Annotated in this window: 14 protein-coding genes; 9 read left to right on the top strand and 5 right to left on the bottom strand. The window is 64.7% G+C overall.

All coding sequences use genetic code 11. The features are described 5' to 3' along the window. Window positions 1–174: 174 nt before the first annotated feature. Genes GNK13_RS18325 through GNK13_RS18315 form a run of 3 tightly spaced genes read right to left on the bottom strand, consistent with a single transcriptional unit; the run spans window position 175 to window position 3,232 of the window. Window positions 175–1,212: an extracellular solute-binding protein gene (locus GNK13_RS18325; protein WP_164104005.1), complete on the bottom strand. Its 1,038-nt coding sequence runs from the start codon at window positions 1,210–1,212 to the stop codon at window positions 175–177. Window positions 1,213–1,257: 45 nt separating this feature from the next. Beyond that, complete coding sequence (hisS, locus tag GNK13_RS18320) at window positions 1,258–2,610, bottom strand: histidine--tRNA ligase (protein ID WP_164104105.1); 1,353 nt, start codon at window positions 2,608–2,610, stop codon at window positions 1,258–1,260. Between the two features lie 49 nt (window positions 2,611–2,659). Next, complete coding sequence (locus GNK13_RS18315) at window positions 2,660–3,232, bottom strand: class I SAM-dependent methyltransferase (RefSeq protein WP_164104004.1); 573 nt, start codon at window positions 3,230–3,232, stop codon at window positions 2,660–2,662. Window positions 3,233–3,405: 173 nt separating this feature from the next. Between GNK13_RS18315 and GNK13_RS18310 the strand changes: the two genes are divergently transcribed. From GNK13_RS18310 to GNK13_RS18300, 3 genes are read left to right on the top strand one after another with little or no spacing between them, the layout of a single operon-like run. After that, a complete protein-coding gene (locus GNK13_RS18310) occupies window positions 3,406–4,452 on the top strand; it encodes a hypothetical protein (protein ID WP_164104003.1) in 1,047 nt (348 codons plus the stop codon). A gap of 56 nt (window positions 4,453–4,508) precedes the next feature. Next, window positions 4,509–5,522, top strand: a complete 1,014-nt coding sequence (locus GNK13_RS18305; RefSeq protein ID WP_164104002.1) for a tetratricopeptide repeat protein — start codon at window positions 4,509–4,511, stop codon at window positions 5,520–5,522. 12 nt (window positions 5,523–5,534) lie between these two features. Then, window positions 5,535–6,566: an aldo/keto reductase gene (locus GNK13_RS18300; RefSeq protein ID WP_164104001.1), complete on the top strand. Its 1,032-nt coding sequence runs from the start codon at window positions 5,535–5,537 to the stop codon at window positions 6,564–6,566. Window positions 6,567–6,580: 14 nt separating this feature from the next. Here GNK13_RS18300 and GNK13_RS18295 read toward each other — a convergent pair whose 3' ends face one another. Both GNK13_RS18295 and GNK13_RS18290 read right to left on the bottom strand, forming a co-directional pair. Next, the gene (locus GNK13_RS18295) at window positions 6,581–9,118 is read right to left on the bottom strand and encodes a hybrid sensor histidine kinase/response regulator (RefSeq protein WP_164104000.1); all 2,538 of its coding nucleotides are present in this window, start codon (window positions 9,116–9,118) and stop codon (window positions 6,581–6,583) included. 158 nt (window positions 9,119–9,276) lie between these two features. Further along, window positions 9,277–9,837, bottom strand: a complete 561-nt coding sequence (locus GNK13_RS18290; protein WP_164103999.1) for a hypothetical protein — start codon at window positions 9,835–9,837, stop codon at window positions 9,277–9,279. Between the two features lie 292 nt (window positions 9,838–10,129). Here GNK13_RS18290 and GNK13_RS18285 point away from each other — a divergent pair, with 292 nt between their 5' ends. The 6 genes from GNK13_RS18285 to GNK13_RS18260 all read left to right on the top strand — a co-directional run bounded on the left by GNK13_RS18285 (window position 10,130) and on the right by GNK13_RS18260 (window position 18,253). Further along, window positions 10,130–11,335 carry a Gfo/Idh/MocA family protein gene (locus GNK13_RS18285; protein WP_235935328.1) on the top strand — a complete coding sequence of 402 codons (1,206 nt, stop codon included), beginning with the start codon at window positions 10,130–10,132 and terminating at the stop codon, window positions 11,333–11,335. 551 nt (window positions 11,336–11,886) lie between these two features. Further along, window positions 11,887–13,320, top strand: a complete 1,434-nt coding sequence (locus tag GNK13_RS18280) for an ammonium transporter (protein WP_235935338.1) — start codon at window positions 11,887–11,889, stop codon at window positions 13,318–13,320. 331 nt (window positions 13,321–13,651) lie between these two features. Beyond that, entirely contained in the window at window positions 13,652–14,407 is a 756-nt protein-coding gene (gene ispD / locus GNK13_RS18275) for a 2-C-methyl-D-erythritol 4-phosphate cytidylyltransferase (RefSeq protein ID WP_164103997.1), read from the top strand. 34 nt (window positions 14,408–14,441) lie between these two features. Next, on the top strand, window positions 14,442–15,716 hold the full coding sequence (tyrS, locus tag GNK13_RS18270) for a tyrosine--tRNA ligase (protein WP_164103996.1): 1,275 nt from the start codon (window positions 14,442–14,444) through the stop codon (window positions 15,714–15,716). A gap of 48 nt (window positions 15,717–15,764) precedes the next feature. Further along, entirely contained in the window at window positions 15,765–17,282 is a 1,518-nt protein-coding gene (locus tag GNK13_RS18265) for an ammonium transporter (RefSeq protein ID WP_164103995.1), read from the top strand. A gap of 80 nt (window positions 17,283–17,362) precedes the next feature. Beyond that, entirely contained in the window at window positions 17,363–18,253 is an 891-nt protein-coding gene (locus tag GNK13_RS18260; RefSeq protein WP_164104103.1) for a DUF58 domain-containing protein, read from the top strand. Window positions 18,254–18,376 lie beyond the last annotated feature (123 nt).

The following is an 18,376-nucleotide window of genomic DNA, read 5'->3' as shown; positions in this document are numbered from 1 at the left end:
AAGAGTGAAGAGTGAGAACAAAGTTCATATTTGAAATATCAAATCTCAAATTTCAAATCTCAATGCTACCTGCTACCTGCTACCTGCTACCGGCTACCGGCTACCGGCTACCGGCTACCTGCTACCGGCCACCGGCTACCTGCCACCGGCTACCGGCTACCGGCTCCCTGAAACCTATTCGGGGATGAATGTCTGGACCAGAATTTCATTGGCCTTGCTCCAGCTTTTGGCGGCGGATTGAAAGTCGACTTCCATCCAGCGTGCTCCTTCGGGCGGGAGCACGCGGGGTTGATAAGTGGCGCTGCGGGATAGGGGAATCTGGGCGCCGTCCCCCATGGCGAATCGCTCTTCGGTGGCGGGGCTGACGAGGTAGTCGGCCAGAAGCTTGGCCGCAAGCGGATGGGGTGCGTCCTTGAGAATCGCCACCGTGTTGGGGATTCGCAGCGTGCCGAACTGGTTCGGTTGCTGGTCGGGGAAAATGATCGCCACCGGCATCCGACCATCGCGCTCAAGGATCGCCGCGTCGCTGTCGGTCACTCCCCACGCCAGCCGGCCTTGGGCGACCGCCTGGGCCACGCTGGAGTTGCTCGGGAGCAGCTTTGCATTCTCGGCGACCGCGGCAAAAAATTTCTCGAACTCCTCACCGCCGAGCTGTTCGTAGAGAACCGCCGCATGGGTCGCGGAAGTCCCGCCCCACCGCCACGGTTCGGCGATGCCACACTTGTCACGCCACCGCGGATCGGCCAGATCCAGGACGCTCGTCGGCCGCTCGGCCGGATTGGGAAGAAGCGTTTCGTTGACGATCAGGACGCGGGCTCGAGCGGCAAAGCCGCACCAAGTGCGATCCTCCGCGATCGCGGGCCAATCGGCAGGCACGTCCCAGTCGTGCGGCGCCAACAGCCCTCGCTCTTGCAACAGCAGAGTTTCTAGCACTGCATCGTCCCAAAACAGATCGCCCTGCACTCGTTCCTCCAGTCCATTCGCGTGGAGGATGATCTGCATGGACAATTCGGGCATCGACGCCGATTCAAAGACGGCGCGGGGCTTGATCTCCTTTCCCTCGCTGCGCGTGAATGCCGAGAGGATCGGAGCGGCTGACTCCTGGTCGACCGTCGCGTAGACCACGACCTCGCCGGCAGGCTGCCGCGCGCAGCCCGCGGCGATCGTCCACAGCCCGACCAGAAACAGGAGAGGAGCGAGACGCTGAGTCATGCCGCGAAACCTTTTGGGACTCTGGGGAAGGTTTTTTTGAGAGAGCTAGGCTAGCAGCGTCGCTTCGCTCAGATCGATCACTTGGCGGATCGCGTCGAGCAGGGCTTCGGGGGCTTCCGGGGTAAAGTCGACGTCGGTGGCGATTTTGTGCTGAAGGTTCTTGACCTGCACGCGTCCGGCGTCGAGCTCGCGTCCTCCGGCGATCACCGCCACGCGGAACCCGCGGCTGTCGGCGTACTTCAGTTGCTGACCGAGCTTTTTGGGCTCGGGGTACAGCTCCGCTCCGATTCCACCGGCTCGCACGGCGGCAGCGATCCGCAAGTAGTCGTCGATCCGCTCGGCATCGAAATAAGGAATGAAGACCGGAGCCGGGGTGCGGGTTTCGGGGAGCATTTTGAGCTGCTCCATCGCGGCCAGCAGTCGGTCGAGGCCGAGCGACGCGCCGACTCCCGGGAGGTGCTGCTTGGTGTACAGCTCGGCCAGGTTGTCGTAGCGGCCACCGCTGCAAACGCTGCCGATGCCAGGCAGATCGTCCAAGAAAGTCTCAAAGACCACGCCCGTGTAGTAGTCGAGTCCGCGAGCGATCCCCACGTCCAGCCGAATCCGTCCCTCGGCCACGCCCGCGGCCTGCGCCCCACGGACGATCGCGCGGAGCCGTTCGATTCCCGCCGCGGCTGTCGGATTACCACCGGTGACGCTCGGCAGTGCGGCGAGCGTCTCTTCGGTCGTGCCGCTCAGCTCGGCGAGCTTCAGCACGCTCTGGGCTTGCGCGTCACTCACTCCCGCGGTCGAACGCATCTCCTCGGCCACCGCGTCGGGACCGATCTTGGCCAGCTTGTCGAGAGCCCGCAGGACCGGCACCGAAGCCTGGAGCAAGCCGAGATGTTCGAGCAGCCCGCTCAGAATCTGGCGGTTGTTCAAGTGGATCCGAAACCGCTCGAAGCCGAGCGAGCGGAGCAAGTCATCGATGACCACGACCGCCTCGGTGTCGGCGACCACCGATTCGGTGCCGATCGTATCGAAATCGCACTGCACGAATTCGCGGTACCGTCCGGCCTGCGTATTCTCCCCCCGCCACACCGGAGCGATGTGATAGCGTTTGAACGGCGTGCCGAGGACGCCGATGTGCTGGGCGGCAAACCGCGCCAGAGGGACGGTCAGGTCGAACCGCATCCCCACTTCGCGGCCGCCGTGGTCGGTGAACCGGTACATCTGCCGGTCGGTCTCTTCGCTCCCTTTGCCGCCGAGGATCTCCATGTACTCGAGCGTCGGCGTGTCGATCGGAGCGAAACCGTATCGCCGGAAAACCCGCCGCGCGATCTGCATGCACTCCTCGCGGGGCATCATCGTCTCGGGCAGATAGTCGCGAAAACCTTTGAGCGTGCGGGGTTGGATCAAGGACATGGATCGGCCGCCAAGGGCGGAGTTACGGAATGGGGGGAAAGGGTCAGCGGCGACAGCGGTAAATGAACGCCGGCGGTAGGTTCCGCCAGACGGTGGGACTCATCTGAATGTCGCTAAAATAGTCGTCCAGGCGGCGGCGAAAATGGTGGGCGGCGGGCATCAGCATTCCCTGCCAGTAGGCGAAAGTCGCGAACTGGCCGCCGGGGACGAGCACCTCCGCCAAGGCGTCCAGGCACTCCCGCTGCAACGCATCGGGAAACGAGGCCCAAGGCAACCCACAGACCACCGCGTCGACCGTCTCGATCTGCTGCTGGCGACAGAGCTCGGCGACATTGACCACGCTGTCCTGACAGACGGTCACCGCCGGGCACCGCTGCCGAACCACCCGGCACAGCTCTTCGCTCCGTTCGATCGCAAAAAATCGCGCCTCGGGGTGCAGCCGGCGAGCGATCGCTTCGGTGAACACCCCGGTGCCGGGACCGTACTCGACGACCCCGCGGGCCTGCTCCCAATCGAACCAGTCGACCATCGCGGCCGCCAGGTGTCGGGAGCTCGGAGCGATCGCACCAACTTGGCCGGGGCGTCGTAGGAATGTACGAAGAAAGGTGACGGACATGTTCTCGGAGTCGCCTGTGCGGAGGTCGAATGCCCTATCATGCAGTGTTGGGGGCGGCTCCTGAACCCCGGCTCGGCCGAGCATTTGGAAATCACCCCCGCCCGCTGCCCCGTTTCTCGCCCGCTGCCCCGTTTCTCGCCCGCTGCCCCGTTTCTCGCCCGCGCGGTCCACTCGTGTTCAAATCCGCCCCATCGACCTCCAGCGACGACTCGTCGTCCGAACCGGTTCCGGTCGGCGACGTGCCGCGGCACCCGCGCAGCATTCCTGCCTGGGCGATGTCGATGCTGTTGCACTGCATCCTGATGCTGCTGCTGTTCCTGTGGGTCGACAGCCCCGGCGGGGGGACCGGCGACGAACCGGATCGGCAAGTGGGCGTGGCCATCGCGCACCGCATGCCCGACCGCACCGAATACGAAGCGGTGGAATCCGAAGCGGCGGAAACCGCGGCGGAGGCGAGCGAGACGAGTGAAGCGACAGCTGCTGCCGCCGCTGCCGCCGCTGCCCCTTCGGCGATGGCTCCCCTGGATCTCGAAGGGTTGCTCGCCGAAGCGACCGAGACCCCCGCTCCGACTCCCTCGACCGGGGGCAACGCGATGGAGCCGGCGGTCGACCGCGGGAGCGGCACGGTTGAGAACGGCGAGGGCGGCGGATCGCCAGCGACGATCAGCCTGTTCGGAGTCTCCGGCTCCGGTCAACGCTTCATCTTCGTGTTCGACCGCAGCGACAGCATGAATGGCTTCAGCGCCCTGGCGGCGGCCAAGCGGGAGATGATCAAAGGCCTCCGAGGTCTCGGCCCCGAACACGCCTTTCAGATCATCTTTTATAACCACCGCCCGGTCCACTTCGAGCCGAGCGGCCAATCGTACTGGATGCTGCCCGCCGACGATTCGATGAAGCAACGCGCCGAAGCCTTCGTGCGTTCGATCCAGGCCTTCGGGGGGACCGAACACATGGACGCGCTCAAAATGGCGCTGCGGCTCGAGCCGGACGTGATCTTCTTTCTCACCGACGCCCGGATCCCCCGCCTCAATCGCCGCGAGCTCGACGAGGTGCGAAGCCGCAGCGGCCGCAGCGGAACGACCATTCATACGATCGAATTCGGCACCGATCGAGTCACTCCGGAAGACAGTTTCCTGCAAACCTTGGCCGAGGAGAACGGGGGCCAGTATCGCTATATTCGAGTCCAAACGCTCGACGCCATGCCTGGAAACGCTTCCTGATGCCTGCTCCTTTGCCGCGGAACACAGAGTCGCCTTTCGCTCCGCGAAAGTTGCGCATGATCGCTACTTTCGCGGAGCGAAAGGCGACTATCCTCGCCCTCGCGATGCTCTTCGCCAGCGGCTCGGCGCTCGCCCAATCGACGCCTGCCGAGCCACCGGCTCGGACCCAAATTTGGCACCAACCGCCGCCGCGGCCGGGCAGCGATTCGAGCTGGTTACCGCAGCCGATCCTGCACACAGCGGGCGAGGTCCTGGAGTTCACCCCGGAGTCGCTCCGGGTCGATTCCGGAGAACCAGGAGCGAGCGAAGCTGAACGGCGGCGGGAAGACTCGCTCGAGTTGATCGCCTCGGAGCGGGTCGTGTGGATCGAGCCGGGCTGGACCACCACCAGTGCTCGGCAAGGAATGGAGGCCTTTGAAGCGGGCCGCTACGGCGAGTCGATTCCGCTGTTGCTCGAGGCGGTCCGCGATCGCCCCCCGGTATGGCAGCAACAGTGGCTGACCGGCCACATGGCGCTTGCCGCCGCCGAAGCGGGACGTTATCCGGCGGCCCTCGAGCTGATCGCCCAGCTCTCGCGGAGCCGTCCGCCGACTCCGATGCTCTGCTTGCTGCCGATCCGCTGGACCGCTCGAGCGGCGGATGCTTCGGCCGTGGCAGCCGCGCGGAGTCAGCTGGATGCGGCGGAGCCGGAGGTGCGACTCGTCGCCGCCAGTTGGATGCTCGGCAGCACCGGCGACCGGACGGCTGCCGAACGGACGCTCCGGGAACTGAGCAGCGACGATGCCCATCCCTGGCTTGCCCGGCTCGCCGACTGCGTCCTCTGGCGACGAACCGCCGTGCCTCAAATCGAAGCGGCCGCGGCAGGGTGGTTGAAAAAAATCGACCAGCTGCCAATCTCACTGCAGGGAGGCCCGCTGCTGTGCGCGGCCGACCGCTTGGCAGCGGCTGGACAGGGCGAAAGGGCTCGCGAGCTCGCGTTGGCCGCGGCGCTACTGCACCGGCATCCCCGGCCGATCGCCGAGGAAGCGCGGGCCGCGGCGCAGCTCCCGTCCCGCAGCCCTTCACCCTAGGAGCAACACGCGATGGAATACCGGCAATTGGGCGGCTCGGGATTGAAGGTTCCGGTCCTGAGTTTGGGGACCGGAACGTTTGGCGGCGGCGGCGGAATGTTCAAGGCCTGGGGCGATAGCGATGTCGCCGAGGCGACACGGCTGGTTGATATCTGCCTCGAAGCGGGGCTGACGATGTTCGATTCGGCCGACACCTACTCGCAAGGTTTGGCCGAAGAGATATTAGGGCAAGCGATCAAAGGCCGCCGCGATCAAGTTCTCGTTTCCACCAAGGGAACGTTTCGCACCGGCAGCGGCCCGAACGACGTCGGCTCCTCGCGGCATTACTTGACGCGGGCCGTGGAGCGCAGCCTCAAGCGGCTCGGCACCGACTACATCGACCTTTATCAGCTTCACGGTTTCGATGCCGTGACGCCGGTGGAGGAAGTCCTGCAGACGCTCGACGACTTGGTGCGTGCCGGCAAAATTCGCTACCTCGGCTGCTCGAATTTTTCTGGTTGGCACCTGATGAAATCGCTGGCCGTCTCGGACCGCTACGGGCTCAGCCGCTACGTCGCCCACCAAGCCTACTATTCGCTGGTCGGTCGCGATTACGAATGGGAGTTGATGCCGCTGGCTCTCGACCAACGCGTCGGGGCGGTCGTCTGGAGCCCGCTCGGCTGGGGACGGCTGACCGGCAAGATCCGCCGCGGCCAACCGTTGCCCGAGGTCAGCCGATTGCGAAACAAGCAAGCTCACGACGCCGGGCCGCCGATCCCCGACGAACAGGTCTACCGGGTCGTGGAAGCGATCGACGCGGTCGCCGCAGAGACCGGCAAGACGGTTCCGCAGATCGCGATCAACTGGTTGCTCCAGCGGCCGAGCGTCTCGACCGTGATCATCGGGGCCCGAAACGAGGAGCAACTCCGCCAAAACCTCGCTGCTGTCGGCTGGAACTTGAGCCCCGAGCAGATCGCCCGGCTCGACGAGGCCAGCGCAACCACTCCCGCCTATCCGTACTGGCACCAGCGAGGCTTCGCCGAACGAAACCCAAAACCGGTTTGAGAAGGTTTTAGGCCTTACGGATCTAGCAACTTTTGCAAGACCTTCATCTCGATCGGTTTGACGAGGTGATGGTCGAAGCCGGCTTCGCGGGTTCGCTGCTTATCGGCTTCTTGGCCCCAGCCGGTTTGGGCGATCAGAATCCGCTCGCCCCCTCCCGGTTGTTGACGAATCTGCACGGCCGCCTCGTAGCCGTTGAGCTTCGGCATCCCGATATCCATCAGCACCACGTCGGGCTGGACTTCGGCGGCCATCTGGACGGCATCGAGCCCGTCGTGAGCCAGATGGACGTCGTTGCCGAGCAACCGCAGGGCAATCGCGAGACTGTTCGCGGCATCTCGGTTGTCGTCGACGACCAGAATCCGCCGCCCGGAGTCGAGCGCAGGTGGTGCCGACGCGGGCGCCGATGCGGGTGCCGACGCCGTAGCCGACTGGGTCGCTAGCTGGGCGCGGACCCCGAAAGAGGCGGCTCCGCCGGGATCGCTGGCGGGAGGCTTGGGAAGCGGTAGTCGGATGGAGAATTGGCTTCCCTGGCCGGCTCCCGGGCTGGCGACGTGGACGCTTCCACCGTGCATCTCGACCAGCCGTTTGACGAGCGTCAATCCGATCCCCAGGCCGCTGTAGCCGCTCTCGAGACGCTGATCGATCTGCGTGAACATCTCAAAAATTCGGTCGTTCATCTCGGCTGGAATTCCCAGCCCGGTATCGTTGACGCGGACCACGACCGCTTCATCCTGCAGTTCGGCGGCGAGCTCGATTTTGCCTCCCGGGGGGGTGTATTTGGCGGCGTTGTTGAGCAGGTTCGCGACCGCCTGGGAGAGTCGCGCCGCATCGCCGTGGAGCACGACCGGCTGCTTCGGCAGGGACACGGTCAGCTCGTGATTGAGCTCGGTGATGAAGGGCCGCGTGGCTTCGGCGGCACTTTGCAGCACGTCGACCAGCGCCACTTCGCTCCGGCGGAGTTCGAGTTTGCCGCGCGTGATCCGCGACACGTCGAGCAGATCGTCGACCAGGCGGACCAGCTGCTGCGTCTGGCGTTCCATCGTGGCGCGGACGTCGGCGATCAGCTCCAGGTTCTCCGGCTCCATCCGCATGACCTCCAGTCCGGTGCGGATCGGCGCCAGGGGGTTCCTCAGCTCGTGGGCCAGGATCGCGAGAAACTCGTCCTTCCGCTGATCGGCCGAAGCGAGTTCGAGCACCTTCTGGCGAAGCTCTTTGTCGAGCCGCCGGAGTTCCGAGACGTCCATGAATGCGGCGACCGCCCCTCGGACGTTGCCGTGCACGTCGAGCAGCGGCGAAGCGGAACCGTAGGCATAGATCCGGCTGCCGTCTTCGAACTCGATGTCTTCTTCGAAATCCTGGACCTCGATCCCCTGACTCGCGGCCTGCTGCAGTGGGAGCTCGTGCGGCGCGAGCTCTTTGCCGTTGTGAAAGACACGAAAGCCGGTGGGCTGCTCCTCGCGGGGGGCGGTCTTGGAGAGATTGCCGCCGAACGGCTGCCGCAGCATCTCGTAGCCCGCCCGGTTCCCGATCACCGTTTGGCACTGCGGATCGCGGGCAATCCAGACCGCCACCGGCAGCACGTCCATAACCTTTTCGACTTCCTCGGCCTGCTCGCGAAGGGCGTCTTCGATCCGCTCCCGCACCTCGATCTCCGCCCGCAGTGCGGCGTTGGTCTTGGCCAGTTCGCTCGTCCGCTGCCGCACCCGCTCCTCGAGCATGTCGTGCGACCGCCGCAGCTCGATCTCCGCTTGCTTTCGCTCGCTCAAGTCGCGGGTGACTTTGGCAAAGCCTTTCAGACGGTTCTCGCTGTCGCAGATGGCGGTGATGATCACGTTCGCCCAAAACCGCGAGCCATCCTTGCGGACCCGCCAGCCCTCGTCCTCGAACCGCCCGACCGCCTGCGCCATCTGCAGCTCTTCGTACGGCCAGCCCCGTTCGGCATCCTCCTCCATATAGAACTTCGAGATGTGCTGGCCGATGATCTCCTCGGGGGCGTAACCGATCAGCCGCTCGGCGCCGCTGTTCCAGGTCGAGACCTTGCCGTCGGGATCGAGCATCAGAATCGCATAATCGCTGACGCACTCGACCATCAACCGAAACCGCTCGCCGCTCTCCTGCAGCGCCTCCTCCGCCTTGTGGCGGTCGGTCAGGTCGCGGGCGACGACTAGAAAACCCTCGAGCAACTGGTCGCGGTTGTGCAGCGCCGTGATCACGATGCTGGCGGGGAACCGGGAGCCGTCTTTGCGCAACGACCAGACCTGCTCTTCGACGCTCCCCTCGCGGTCGGCCGCCGCGAGAGCTTCTTGAGCGTCTCCTTGCAGCGGTCCCTCGGGGGACAGCAGCGAGCTCAGCGGCTCGCCGAGCACCTCGTCGGCTGCGTAGCCGAGCAGCCGTTCCGCTCCAGCGTTCCAAACCGAGATCCGCCCGGCGGCGTTGAGCCGAAAGATGGCATGAGCCCCCACCGCAGCCGGCTTGGGGTCGGCTGCCAGCTGCGAACGCTCACCAGGAGCAGCATCCGTGCCCGCGAGACTTGCCCGAGGAACTCGATCCATAGCGTTAACCTAAGCACTCCCAACCATCCGGGCTCGCATCGCGGGAGCCCACGAGTCGGTCGCGGGCCATCACCCCACCTGAAGACAACGATAACGCAGATTTACCTGCAAACGGCAGCCAAAGACAACGCGAGCCTCCCTCCGGGCCCGCACCCCCGCTACCGCAGTGCGTCGCGGTCGAGGGCTTGGCGAGCTTGACCGACCGCCAACGGGACCAGCATGCCCATCTGCGGCGTGCGGGAGTTGACTGCCGAGGGGTTGAACGGAACGCCGTAGCAGGCGTAGGCGCCGCTCGATTGGTCGAGCACGTAGACAACGCAATTCCCGCCGCCGCGGTTCGAGCTCGCACCAAACCGAGCCGCCCCGGTGACCATTAAATACTTGGAGTTCTTGCCTCCGCCGGGGAGCGATTCCTTGACGTTCACCTGGAACGCCGCCCCAAATTGGCTGGTCCGCGGGTAGAGCACGTTGCACTGCAGCAAGCCGGTCGCGTGGTCGAGCACGAACACTCCCTCGGCATCGTCGCTGACGGGCCCGGTCGCCAAAGAGAACTCTTCACCGATCGCGCTGCCGGTGGCGTCGATCGAGAGCAGCGGGGCGCTCTCCGCCGTCGCGCGGTCGCCGAGTCGACCGGCCCAGAAACCAGCACCCGCCGCTCCTGCGACCGTCAATACCGTCAAAAATCCGACGTGGAGCGATTTTGCGCAACAAATTTTCATTCGAAAAATCTCCGCGATGCGAGCGAGGGAAGGGGAAAAAGCGGTCTGGGGCATAGGTCGGAATTCCCCCCAGCTAACGGCGGGAAAGGCTCCATCTGTTCCCTTCCGCCGATTCGCCGAACCGCCCCGAGCCGGGCCGAGACGCCGCCGACGAAGCGCCGAGGACGCGCCAAGAGCCTTTGCCAGGCTCTTCTGCGGATTGTACGTCAACTGAGCGGCACTTACGATGCGAATCCAGCATCCCAGCTGGCCTGCGTCCACCGGCTGTCCCTCATCATCGGAGAAGATTCCCATGAGTGATACGAGCATCAACGCTCCGCTTGCCCGCAAGCTGCGGATGGGCTTGGTCGGCGGGGGACAGGGTTCGTTCATTGGCCGCGTGCATACGATCGCCGCTTGCCTGGACAACCGTGCCGTAGTGACCGCCGGGGCGCTGTCGAGCGATCCGGAGCGCTCCAAGGCCTCCGCCCCGAGCTACGACATCGCTCCGAGCCGTGCTTACGGCTCCTACCAGGAGATGATCGACCGCGAAGCGGAATTGCCCGAGGACGAGCGGATCGACTTCGTCAGCGTGACGACTCCCAACAGCACCCATGCCGCGGTGGCGATCGCCGCGGTCAAGGCGGGCTTTAACGTCGTCTGCGATAAACCGATGACGTTCGATCTAGCTCAGGCCGAAGAGCTGGCCGAAGTCGTCGACAACTCGGATGTCGTGTTCGCCCTGACCCACAACTACACCGGCTACCCGCTGGTCCGCCAGGCCCGCGAGATGATTCTCGGGGGCGAACTGGGTGAGATTCAGGCGATCCGCGTCCAGTACATCCAGGGTTGGCTGCGAACCCGGCTCGAAGAGGAAGCCCAGAAACAGGCATCCTGGCGAACCGACCCGAGCAAAAGCGGAGCGGCCGGGTGCTTTGGCGACATCGCCACCCACGCCTACAACCTGGGCCGCTACATGACCGGTCTGCTGCCGGCCGAGATCAGCTGCCACCTGAAGACGTTTGTCGAAGGCCGCCAGCTCGACGACTATGGCACGGCCGTCGTGCGGTATCAAAACGGCGGCCTCGGAACGGTCACCGCTTCGCAGATCAGCCATGGCCGCGAGAACGATGTGCAGATCGAAATCGACGGCACCCGCGGAGCCCTGCAGTGGCGGCAAGAAAACCCGAACGAGATGATCGTTCGGCAGAACGGCCAGCCCCACAAAATCTACACTCGCGACCCGAACGCTCCCCATACACTTCCACTGGCCGCTGCCTCCTGCCGGTTGCCATCGGGGCACCCCGAAGGATTTTTCGAGGCTTTCGCCAACGTCTACGCCTCCGCATTCGATGCGATGGTCAAGCGTTCGCAAGGCCAAGCGGTAGAACGCGTCGACACGCTCTATCCGAACGTGCACGACGGCGTCGAAGGCATGTATTTCATTCAGCAGTGCGTCGCGAGCAGCCAACAGAATGGCGCCTGGTTGCCACTCGACCACGCCCGCGCTCGACGCTAGGCAGTGTCAAACTAGTTATCAGAAAACCTTGAGCCGACGGCGCTAGCCGCGGGTTCCGCACCGGAAATCACGCCAATCGCGAGGCTCGAGGCTAGCGCCTACGGCTCAAAGTGGTCGAAGTCGCGTGAGGCCCGAAGCTAGCGTCTGCGGCTCAAAGTGGTCGAAGTCACCCGGTTTTCTGACAGAGACATTCCGCAGGCCCTCCCCGGCTCTGAGAGGCCGACCCTCCCGCATGCGGGAGGGTGATGGGTTGGCGTTGCTGCGCGCGAATTGACTTCACCAATCATCCCGCTCGAGGTGCGCGCCGACATCCGCGCGATGTCGCCCCACCTCCATGCCTACCAAACCTCATAACAACCACCGGGTGTGCGCAATAGCGCTCGCTCCGGCTGCGTCGTTACAGATGGAATGGATTCGCAAGAATTCGGTGTTCTTATGTTCGCGCCTGCGCACTCCATGCAACATATCCATGGAATACGCACCGCGCAGATCTAACTACGAAAGGCGAGACTTCTATGGGTAGGTTTTCGACGGGACCATCTTTGACATGCGTGCTCCTCGTGGGGCTATTAGGAATTGGAACCAGCCTGGCACTTGCACCCTTCGCGGTTGCTCAAGATGCCGCCGCAGTCGCCCCAGCCAATGAGGCCGCGAGTGAGGTTCCAGATGATGAGGTCACGGAAACCGTCATCTCCGAAGGCGGCGTGACTGAGGTCTCCGATGCCGACAGCATGTCTTACACCATCAACACGCTGATCATGATGATCTGCGCGGTGCTGGTGCTGTTCATGCAAGCCGGTTTCGCCATGCTCGAAGTCGGACTCAACGCGGCCAAGAACACCGTGAACATCCTCGCCAAGAACATCTTGGACCTTGGCGTGGGCGTGATTTTGTTCCTCGTCCTCGGCTACGGCCTGATGTATCCGGGCGAGGACTACGCTGGCGGATACTTCGGTTATGCCGGCCCCGGCGTGACCCGCGATGCAGACGCTCCGAACCTGGACACCGGGTTCAGCAACAGCGCCGACTTTCTGTTCCAAGTCGCCTTCGCCGCCACTGCCGCGACCATCGTTTCGGGCGCCGTCGCCGGACGGATGAAATTCGCCGGCTATTTGGTTTATAGCGCTTTCTTGACAGGCCTGATCTATCCCATCAGCGGGATGTGGAAATGGGGTGGAGGATTCCTGGCCGAAGCAGGTTTTCAGGACTTCGCCGGTTCGGTCGTAGTGCATGCGGTGGGAGGCTTTGCGGCGCTCGCCGGTGCTTGGATTTTGGGACCGCGACTGGGACGATTTACTAAGGATGGAAAAAGCGTCCCTATGCCCGGTCATAATATCACTTTCGCCGCCCTTGGGGTGTTTATCTTGTGGGTCGGGTGGTATGGATTTAACCCCGGCAGCCAGCTCACCTATTCCGGCTGGTCGAACGCCGAAGCGACGACGTACATTGCATTCACGACGACCTTGGCTGCGGCGGCCGGCTCGGTCGCGGCGCTGCTGACGGCGTGGGTCGTGTTTGGCAAGCCCGACGTGACGATGGCGCTCAACGGCGTGCTGGCCGGGCTGGTTGGAATCACTGCCAACTGCGACCGCGTCTCGCAGGAAGCGGCGCTGGTGATCGGATTGGTCGCTGGGTTCCTGGTCGTGATGGGAGTGATCATGCTCGAGAAGCTGCGGATCGATGACCCGGTCGGGGCTTGGCCGGTGCACGGGCTGTGCGGGCTCTGGGGCGGGATCGCCACCGGCATTTTTGGCACGATTCCCACCACCGAGGCCGGCGTGGACCTGTTCACCCGCGGCGGATTCATCTGGGTTCAGCTCTACAGTTCGGCGATCATCATCGGCTGGGCGTTCATCACGATGCTCGTCCTGTTCCTGGTGCTCAAGGCGATCGGCCTGCTCCGCGTCAGCCCCGAGCACGAGCATGCAGGACTCGATTTCTCCGAGCACCGAATGCACGCCTATCCGGGCGACGTCGCGGCGTAGGTGGGTTCTCCTGAGCCGCAAGACGCTACCCGCGGGTTTTCCTGAGCCGCAAGGCGCTAGCCGCGGGTTCCCCTGAGCCGCAAGGCGCTAGCCGCGGGTTCCGTCGCGTTGCCGAACCGGTCGAGCACGCGATCGGACGCCGCGGCAGCGCAACGCTCTCCCATGCCGCGGACCGGATTAGGCCCGAGGCTAGCGCCTACGGCTCAAGCTGAGGAGCGGAAGACGACGCTGGCGTGTGCGATGTCCAGCGGTCGGTCGAGGCGTTAGGCTGAGCGGCTCGACCGACCCATCGCCCAGCCTCGATCCTGTCGAGGGGAGACAGCCTGAACTCGTGACGCTCGCAGCCGAATCGATCGCGGTGGTCCTACCGGCCGCGGGGAAAAGTCGCCGCTTTGGTGGCGACCGCAAGAAGATCTTTTCACTTCTCGACGACCGAATGGTCTGGGAGCATGCCGTCGCCCGGCTCCGGGAGCGGCCCGAGGTGGGGCGGATCGTGATCGCGATCGACCCCGACGACGCAGACCTTTGGGAAGGCGTCTGCAGCGCGCCGGTCGCGCGGCACCGCGTCGAGCTGGTCGCCGGAGGAGACGAGCGGGTCGAGAGCGTGCGGCGGGCGCTGGCGACGCTTGGGGAGGCCGAGTGGATTGCCGTGCACGACGCGGCGCGACCGCTGGTCCGCGACGAGGATCTCGCGCGGCTGTTCGCCGCGGCCGAAGCATCCGAGGCTGCGATTCTCGCCACTCCGCTGCGGGGAACCGTCAAGCGCGAAGGGGCCGAGAGCCGAATCGCCGCGACGGTCGACCGGCGGGGGTTATGGGAGGCATTGACCCCCCAGCTGTTTCGCGGTTCTCTGCTCCGCGATGCCTACGCTCGCTGGCGAGGCTTCCCGGTCACCGACGACGCTCAATTGGTCGAACGCGCCGGAGCCGCGGTGCGCCTGGTTGTCGGCTCGCCCACAAATCTAAAAATCACGGTCGCCGACGATCTGGCCATCGCCGCAGCGCTGCTGGCCGCCGAACGGCAGGGGCGGGCTTCAAAAGGGCGGGCTTCAAACGGGCCGGCTTCAAATGGGCAGCCCGGGCGTTAAATTCTTCACCATTCACACTCCACGCGGTCACTCCATGGACTTGCTCAACGATCTCACCTGGCGTGGCTTGATTCACCAAGCCACCGACCGCAAGGGTCTTTCAGATCTGCTGGCCTCCGGTCCGCAGACGATCTACATCGGCTTCGATCCCACGGCCGAGAGCCTGCACGTGGGGCACTTGATGCAGGTGATGATGCTGCGTCGGTTCCAGCGCGCCGGGCATCGTCCGATCGCCCTGGTCGGCGGAGCGACCGGCATGATCGGCGACCCCAGCGGGAAGAGCGAAGAGCGGAACTTGCTCTCGGCCGAACAACTCGAAAAAAACGTCGAAGGGGTGGCCACCCAGATGCGGAGGTTCCTCGATTTTGAGGGCTCGCAAGGGGCGTTGCTGCTGAACAACCTGACTTGGATGCGGGACTTCAGCTACCTCGACTTCCTCCGCGATGTTGGCAAAAACTTCCCGGTCGGCGTGATGCTCGGCAAGGAGTCGGTCCGCTCGCGGCTCGAGAGCGAAGCGGGGCTGAGCTATACCGAGTTCAGCTACATGCTGCTGCAGGCGTATGATTTCGTCCACTTGGCTCGCGAACAGGGCTGCCGCATCCAGGCGGGCGGCAGCGACCAGTGGGGCAACATCACTGCCGGGATCGACCTCGGCCGGCGAATGCTCGGCGCCCAGCTGTTCGGGCTGACCGCCCCGCTGCTGACCACCAGCGACGGTCGCAAGATGGGCAAAACCGAGCAGGGAGCGATCTGGCTCTCGGCCGATCGGACCAGCCCCTACGCGTTCTACCAGTACTGGATCAACGTTGCCGATGACGACGTGCTGCGGTGCCTCCGCTTCCTGACCGAGATCGACCGCCAGGAGTACGACCAGCTCGAGAGCCAAGTGCAGGAGAACCCCGCTGCCCGCACCGCTCAGCAGCGACTGGCGAGCTGGATGACTCAGCTGGTGCACGGCGACGAGGGGCTGGCCACGGCGCAGCGGGCCACGGAGATCTTCTTCGGCGGAGAGATCGACGCGCTCAGCGACCGTCAGTTGGGCGAGATCTTCGCCGATGTGCCCAGCCAGGAATTGTCCCGCGAGCAGCTCGGCGGCGACGGGCTGTGGGTCGTCGAAGCGCTCTGCCAAGCCGGGCTGACCAGCAGCAATGGCGAAGCCCGCAGGACGATTAAAGAAGGGGGGGCGTACGTCAACAATCGCCGCGTGACCGATGGCGACCAGCGGCTGACCACCGCGGACTTGGCCAGCGAGAGTACGCTGGTGCTCCGCCGCGGCAAGAAGAAGTACGCCTTGCTTCGCTTCATCTAGCCCCCCACACGCCGACACTGTTCCTCGATCTCTCCTCCGGTGACCGTCATGAACCGCGCGATCCTGTGTTGCTCCCTCGCTCTCTGCGTGATCGTGCTGGGGCAAGGCGTCTCGTTGCAAGAGGCCGTTTCGAAGGAGCCCGTAGCGCAGGCCACCGAGCGGTCCGCGGCGGAGGAAACGTCGTTGCCGGCGCAGGTGGCCGCCGAGGACGCACCGGCCGCCGAGGACGCACCGGCCGCCGAGCCGCTGGCGATTGCGGAGACGGCGATTGCGGAGACGGCGGACGCTGGGGAGTTAGCCGCGCACAACGGCTGGATGCTCGTTTGCACGGCGCTGGTCCTGTTCATGACCGCTCCGGGGCTGGCGATGTTTTATGGCGGTTTGGTCCGCAGAAAGAACGTGCTGAGCGTCCTCATGCAGTGCATCTTCCTGATGGGATTGATGACCGTCCTGTGGGCTCTCTACGGCTACTCGTTGGCGTTTGGCGGCGACAGCGCATTCATTGGCAATTTGGACCACGTCTTCATGCGCGGCGTCGCTCGCTACTGGAACGAGGCGGCGGGTCGGCCGGAGACGCCGATGACCGGTTCGATCCCGACGCTGACCTTCATGCTGTTCCAGGGAATGTTCTTCATCATCACGCCTGCCCTGATCGCGGGGGCGTTTGCCGAGCGGATGAAGTTCAGCGCGATGGTTTGGTTTTCGATCCTGTGGGGCACCTTCATCTACTGCCCGCTGGCCCACATGGTTTGGGGCGGCGGATTTCTGGCTTACGGCGAAGAGCACAGTTTGCTTGGCGGGGCGCTCGACTTTGCTGGCGGCACGGTCGTCCACATGAGTAGCGGGATCTCGGCACTGGTGGCCGCGATCATGGTCGGTCCGCGGATGGGTTTTGGCCGCGAGCCCTTGCCGCCGCACAACTTGACCTACACCGCGCTCGGGGCGGCGATGTTGTGGGTCGGCTGGTTCGGCTTCAACGCGGGGAGCGAGCTGGCCTCCGACGGATTGACCGCCAGCGCTTTTTGCGCGACCCATTTCTCGGCCGCGGCCGGGGCGGTCGCGTGGGCCGTGACCGAGCGACTGCTCAACGGCAAACCGACCGTGCTCGGGGCCAGCAGCGGAGCGGTCGCCGGGTTGGTCTGCATCACCCCGGCCGCCGGTTTCGTCGGGCCGATGGCGGCCTTGGTGATGGGGGCCGCTGCGGGGCTTAGCTGCTACTGGGCGTGCGCGTGGCTCAAGCATCGCTGCGGCTACGACGATGCCCTCGACGCGTTCGGCGTGCACGGCGTGGGCGGAGCTCTCGGGGGAGTGCTGACAGGCGTGTTCGCGACGCGGGCAGTCAACAACCTCAACGACGGAGCCCCGCTCGGCGGGATCGATGGCAATTGGGAGTTGGTCATCGCCCAAACCGCCGCGCTGCTCGTCACCATCCTGTTTGCCGGAGCCGGCAGCTTCGTGCTCCTCAAAGCGATCGACCTGATGATCGGCTTGCGAGTCACAGCTGACGAAGAGCGGCGGGGACTGGACGTCGCCGAGCATGGCGAGGAAAGCTATATGTTCCTGTGAGGCAGGTGGCTGCTTCGCCTCCAAACCAGACGCCCCCAAACCAGGCGCCCCCAACCTCCACGCTCCGCGAGAGCCCGCTCCTGTCCGAATCGCCCCTTTCGCCGCACGTCATCAACCAGATCAAGCGGCTCGATCTGCGCGCCCAGATGGTCGTGCGGGGATTTTTGCAGGGGCTGCACGCGAGCCCCTACCATGGGTTCTCGGTCCAGTTCAGCGAGCATCGCCGCTACAGCCATGGCGACGATCCGAAGACGATCGATTGGCTGGCCTACGCCAAGACCGACAAGTACTACGTCAAACGGTTCGAAGCCGAGACGAACCTGACCGGCTACCTGGTGATGGATCTCTCGGAGTCGATGGGGTTCACCCACCGCCAGGAATTGACGAAGTTCGAATACGCCGTCTGCTTGGCCGCCTCGCTGTGCTACCTGATGGTGATGCAGCAGGACCCGGTGGGGCTGATCACCTTCGCCGAGAAGGTTCGCGCTCAACTTCCGGCTCGCTCCCGCCGCGGCCAATCGGCCGACGTGCTCGCCCAGCTCGCCCGGCTCAAGCCGGCTGGCGAAACCGATCTGGCCAGCTGCATCGCCAGCGTCGCCGCGATGCTCTCGCACCGCAGCCTGGTGATGCTGTTCACCGACTTGCTCGGCGATCCCGAGCCGACCTACGCGGCGCTCGCCCGGCTGCGGCACTCCGGCCACGACGTGATCCTGTTCCACATCCTCGACGAAGCCGAAGTCAGCTTCCCCTTCGAAGGTCCAGTGGAGTTCGAAGACACCGAGACCGGCGAGCGGATTCCGGTCGACGCCACCGGTTTTCGCGACGATTACCTGAGCGGACTCGAGGCGTTCCGCGAGGAGTACCGCCAGAGGTGCAGCAAGCTGCGGATCGACTACGTGCCGCTCGACACCAGCATGCCGTTCGACCGCGCCTTGACCGAATACCTAGTCAACCGCCGAAGTCGGTTTTAGGGGAGGGAGCAGGTTTCAGGTTTCAGGTTTCAGGGGGGGCCAAACGGGCGGAGGGCCACGGAAGGACACGGAAAAGGCACGGAAGGAAGAGGCAGACGCGGCGAGAGAAAGCGGGGGAGTTGT

This window comes from Candidatus Laterigemmans baculatus, from assembly GCF_010367455.1.
GTDB lineage: Bacteria > Planctomycetota > Planctomycetia > Pirellulales > Pirellulaceae > Laterigemmans > Laterigemmans baculatus.
Note: the sequence above shows the minus strand (reverse complement) of the source record. Positions and strands in the feature narration are given on the sequence as shown.

Coding starts and splice junctions, on each gene's coding strand:
- GNK13_RS18325 (WP_164104005.1), bottom strand. CDS start 1,212: ATGACTCAGCGTCTCGCTCCTCTCCTGTTTCTGGTCGGGCTGTGGACG.
- GNK13_RS18315 (WP_164104004.1), bottom strand. CDS start 3,232: ATGTCCGTCACCTTTCTTCGTACATTCCTACGACGCCCCGGCCAAGTT.
- GNK13_RS18305 (WP_164104002.1), top strand. CDS start 4,509: ATGATCGCTACTTTCGCGGAGCGAAAGGCGACTATCCTCGCCCTCGCG.
- GNK13_RS18300 (WP_164104001.1), top strand. CDS start 5,535: ATGGAATACCGGCAATTGGGCGGCTCGGGATTGAAGGTTCCGGTCCTG.
- GNK13_RS18295 (WP_164104000.1), bottom strand. CDS start 9,118: ATGGATCGAGTTCCTCGGGCAAGTCTCGCGGGCACGGATGCTGCTCCT.
- GNK13_RS18290 (WP_164103999.1), bottom strand. CDS start 9,837: ATGAAAATTTGTTGCGCAAAATCGCTCCACGTCGGATTTTTGACGGTA.
- GNK13_RS18285 (WP_235935328.1), top strand. CDS start 10,130: ATGAGTGATACGAGCATCAACGCTCCGCTTGCCCGCAAGCTGCGGATG.
- tyrS (WP_164103996.1), top strand. CDS start 14,442: ATGGACTTGCTCAACGATCTCACCTGGCGTGGCTTGATTCACCAAGCC.
- GNK13_RS18265 (WP_164103995.1), top strand. CDS start 15,765: ATGAACCGCGCGATCCTGTGTTGCTCCCTCGCTCTCTGCGTGATCGTG.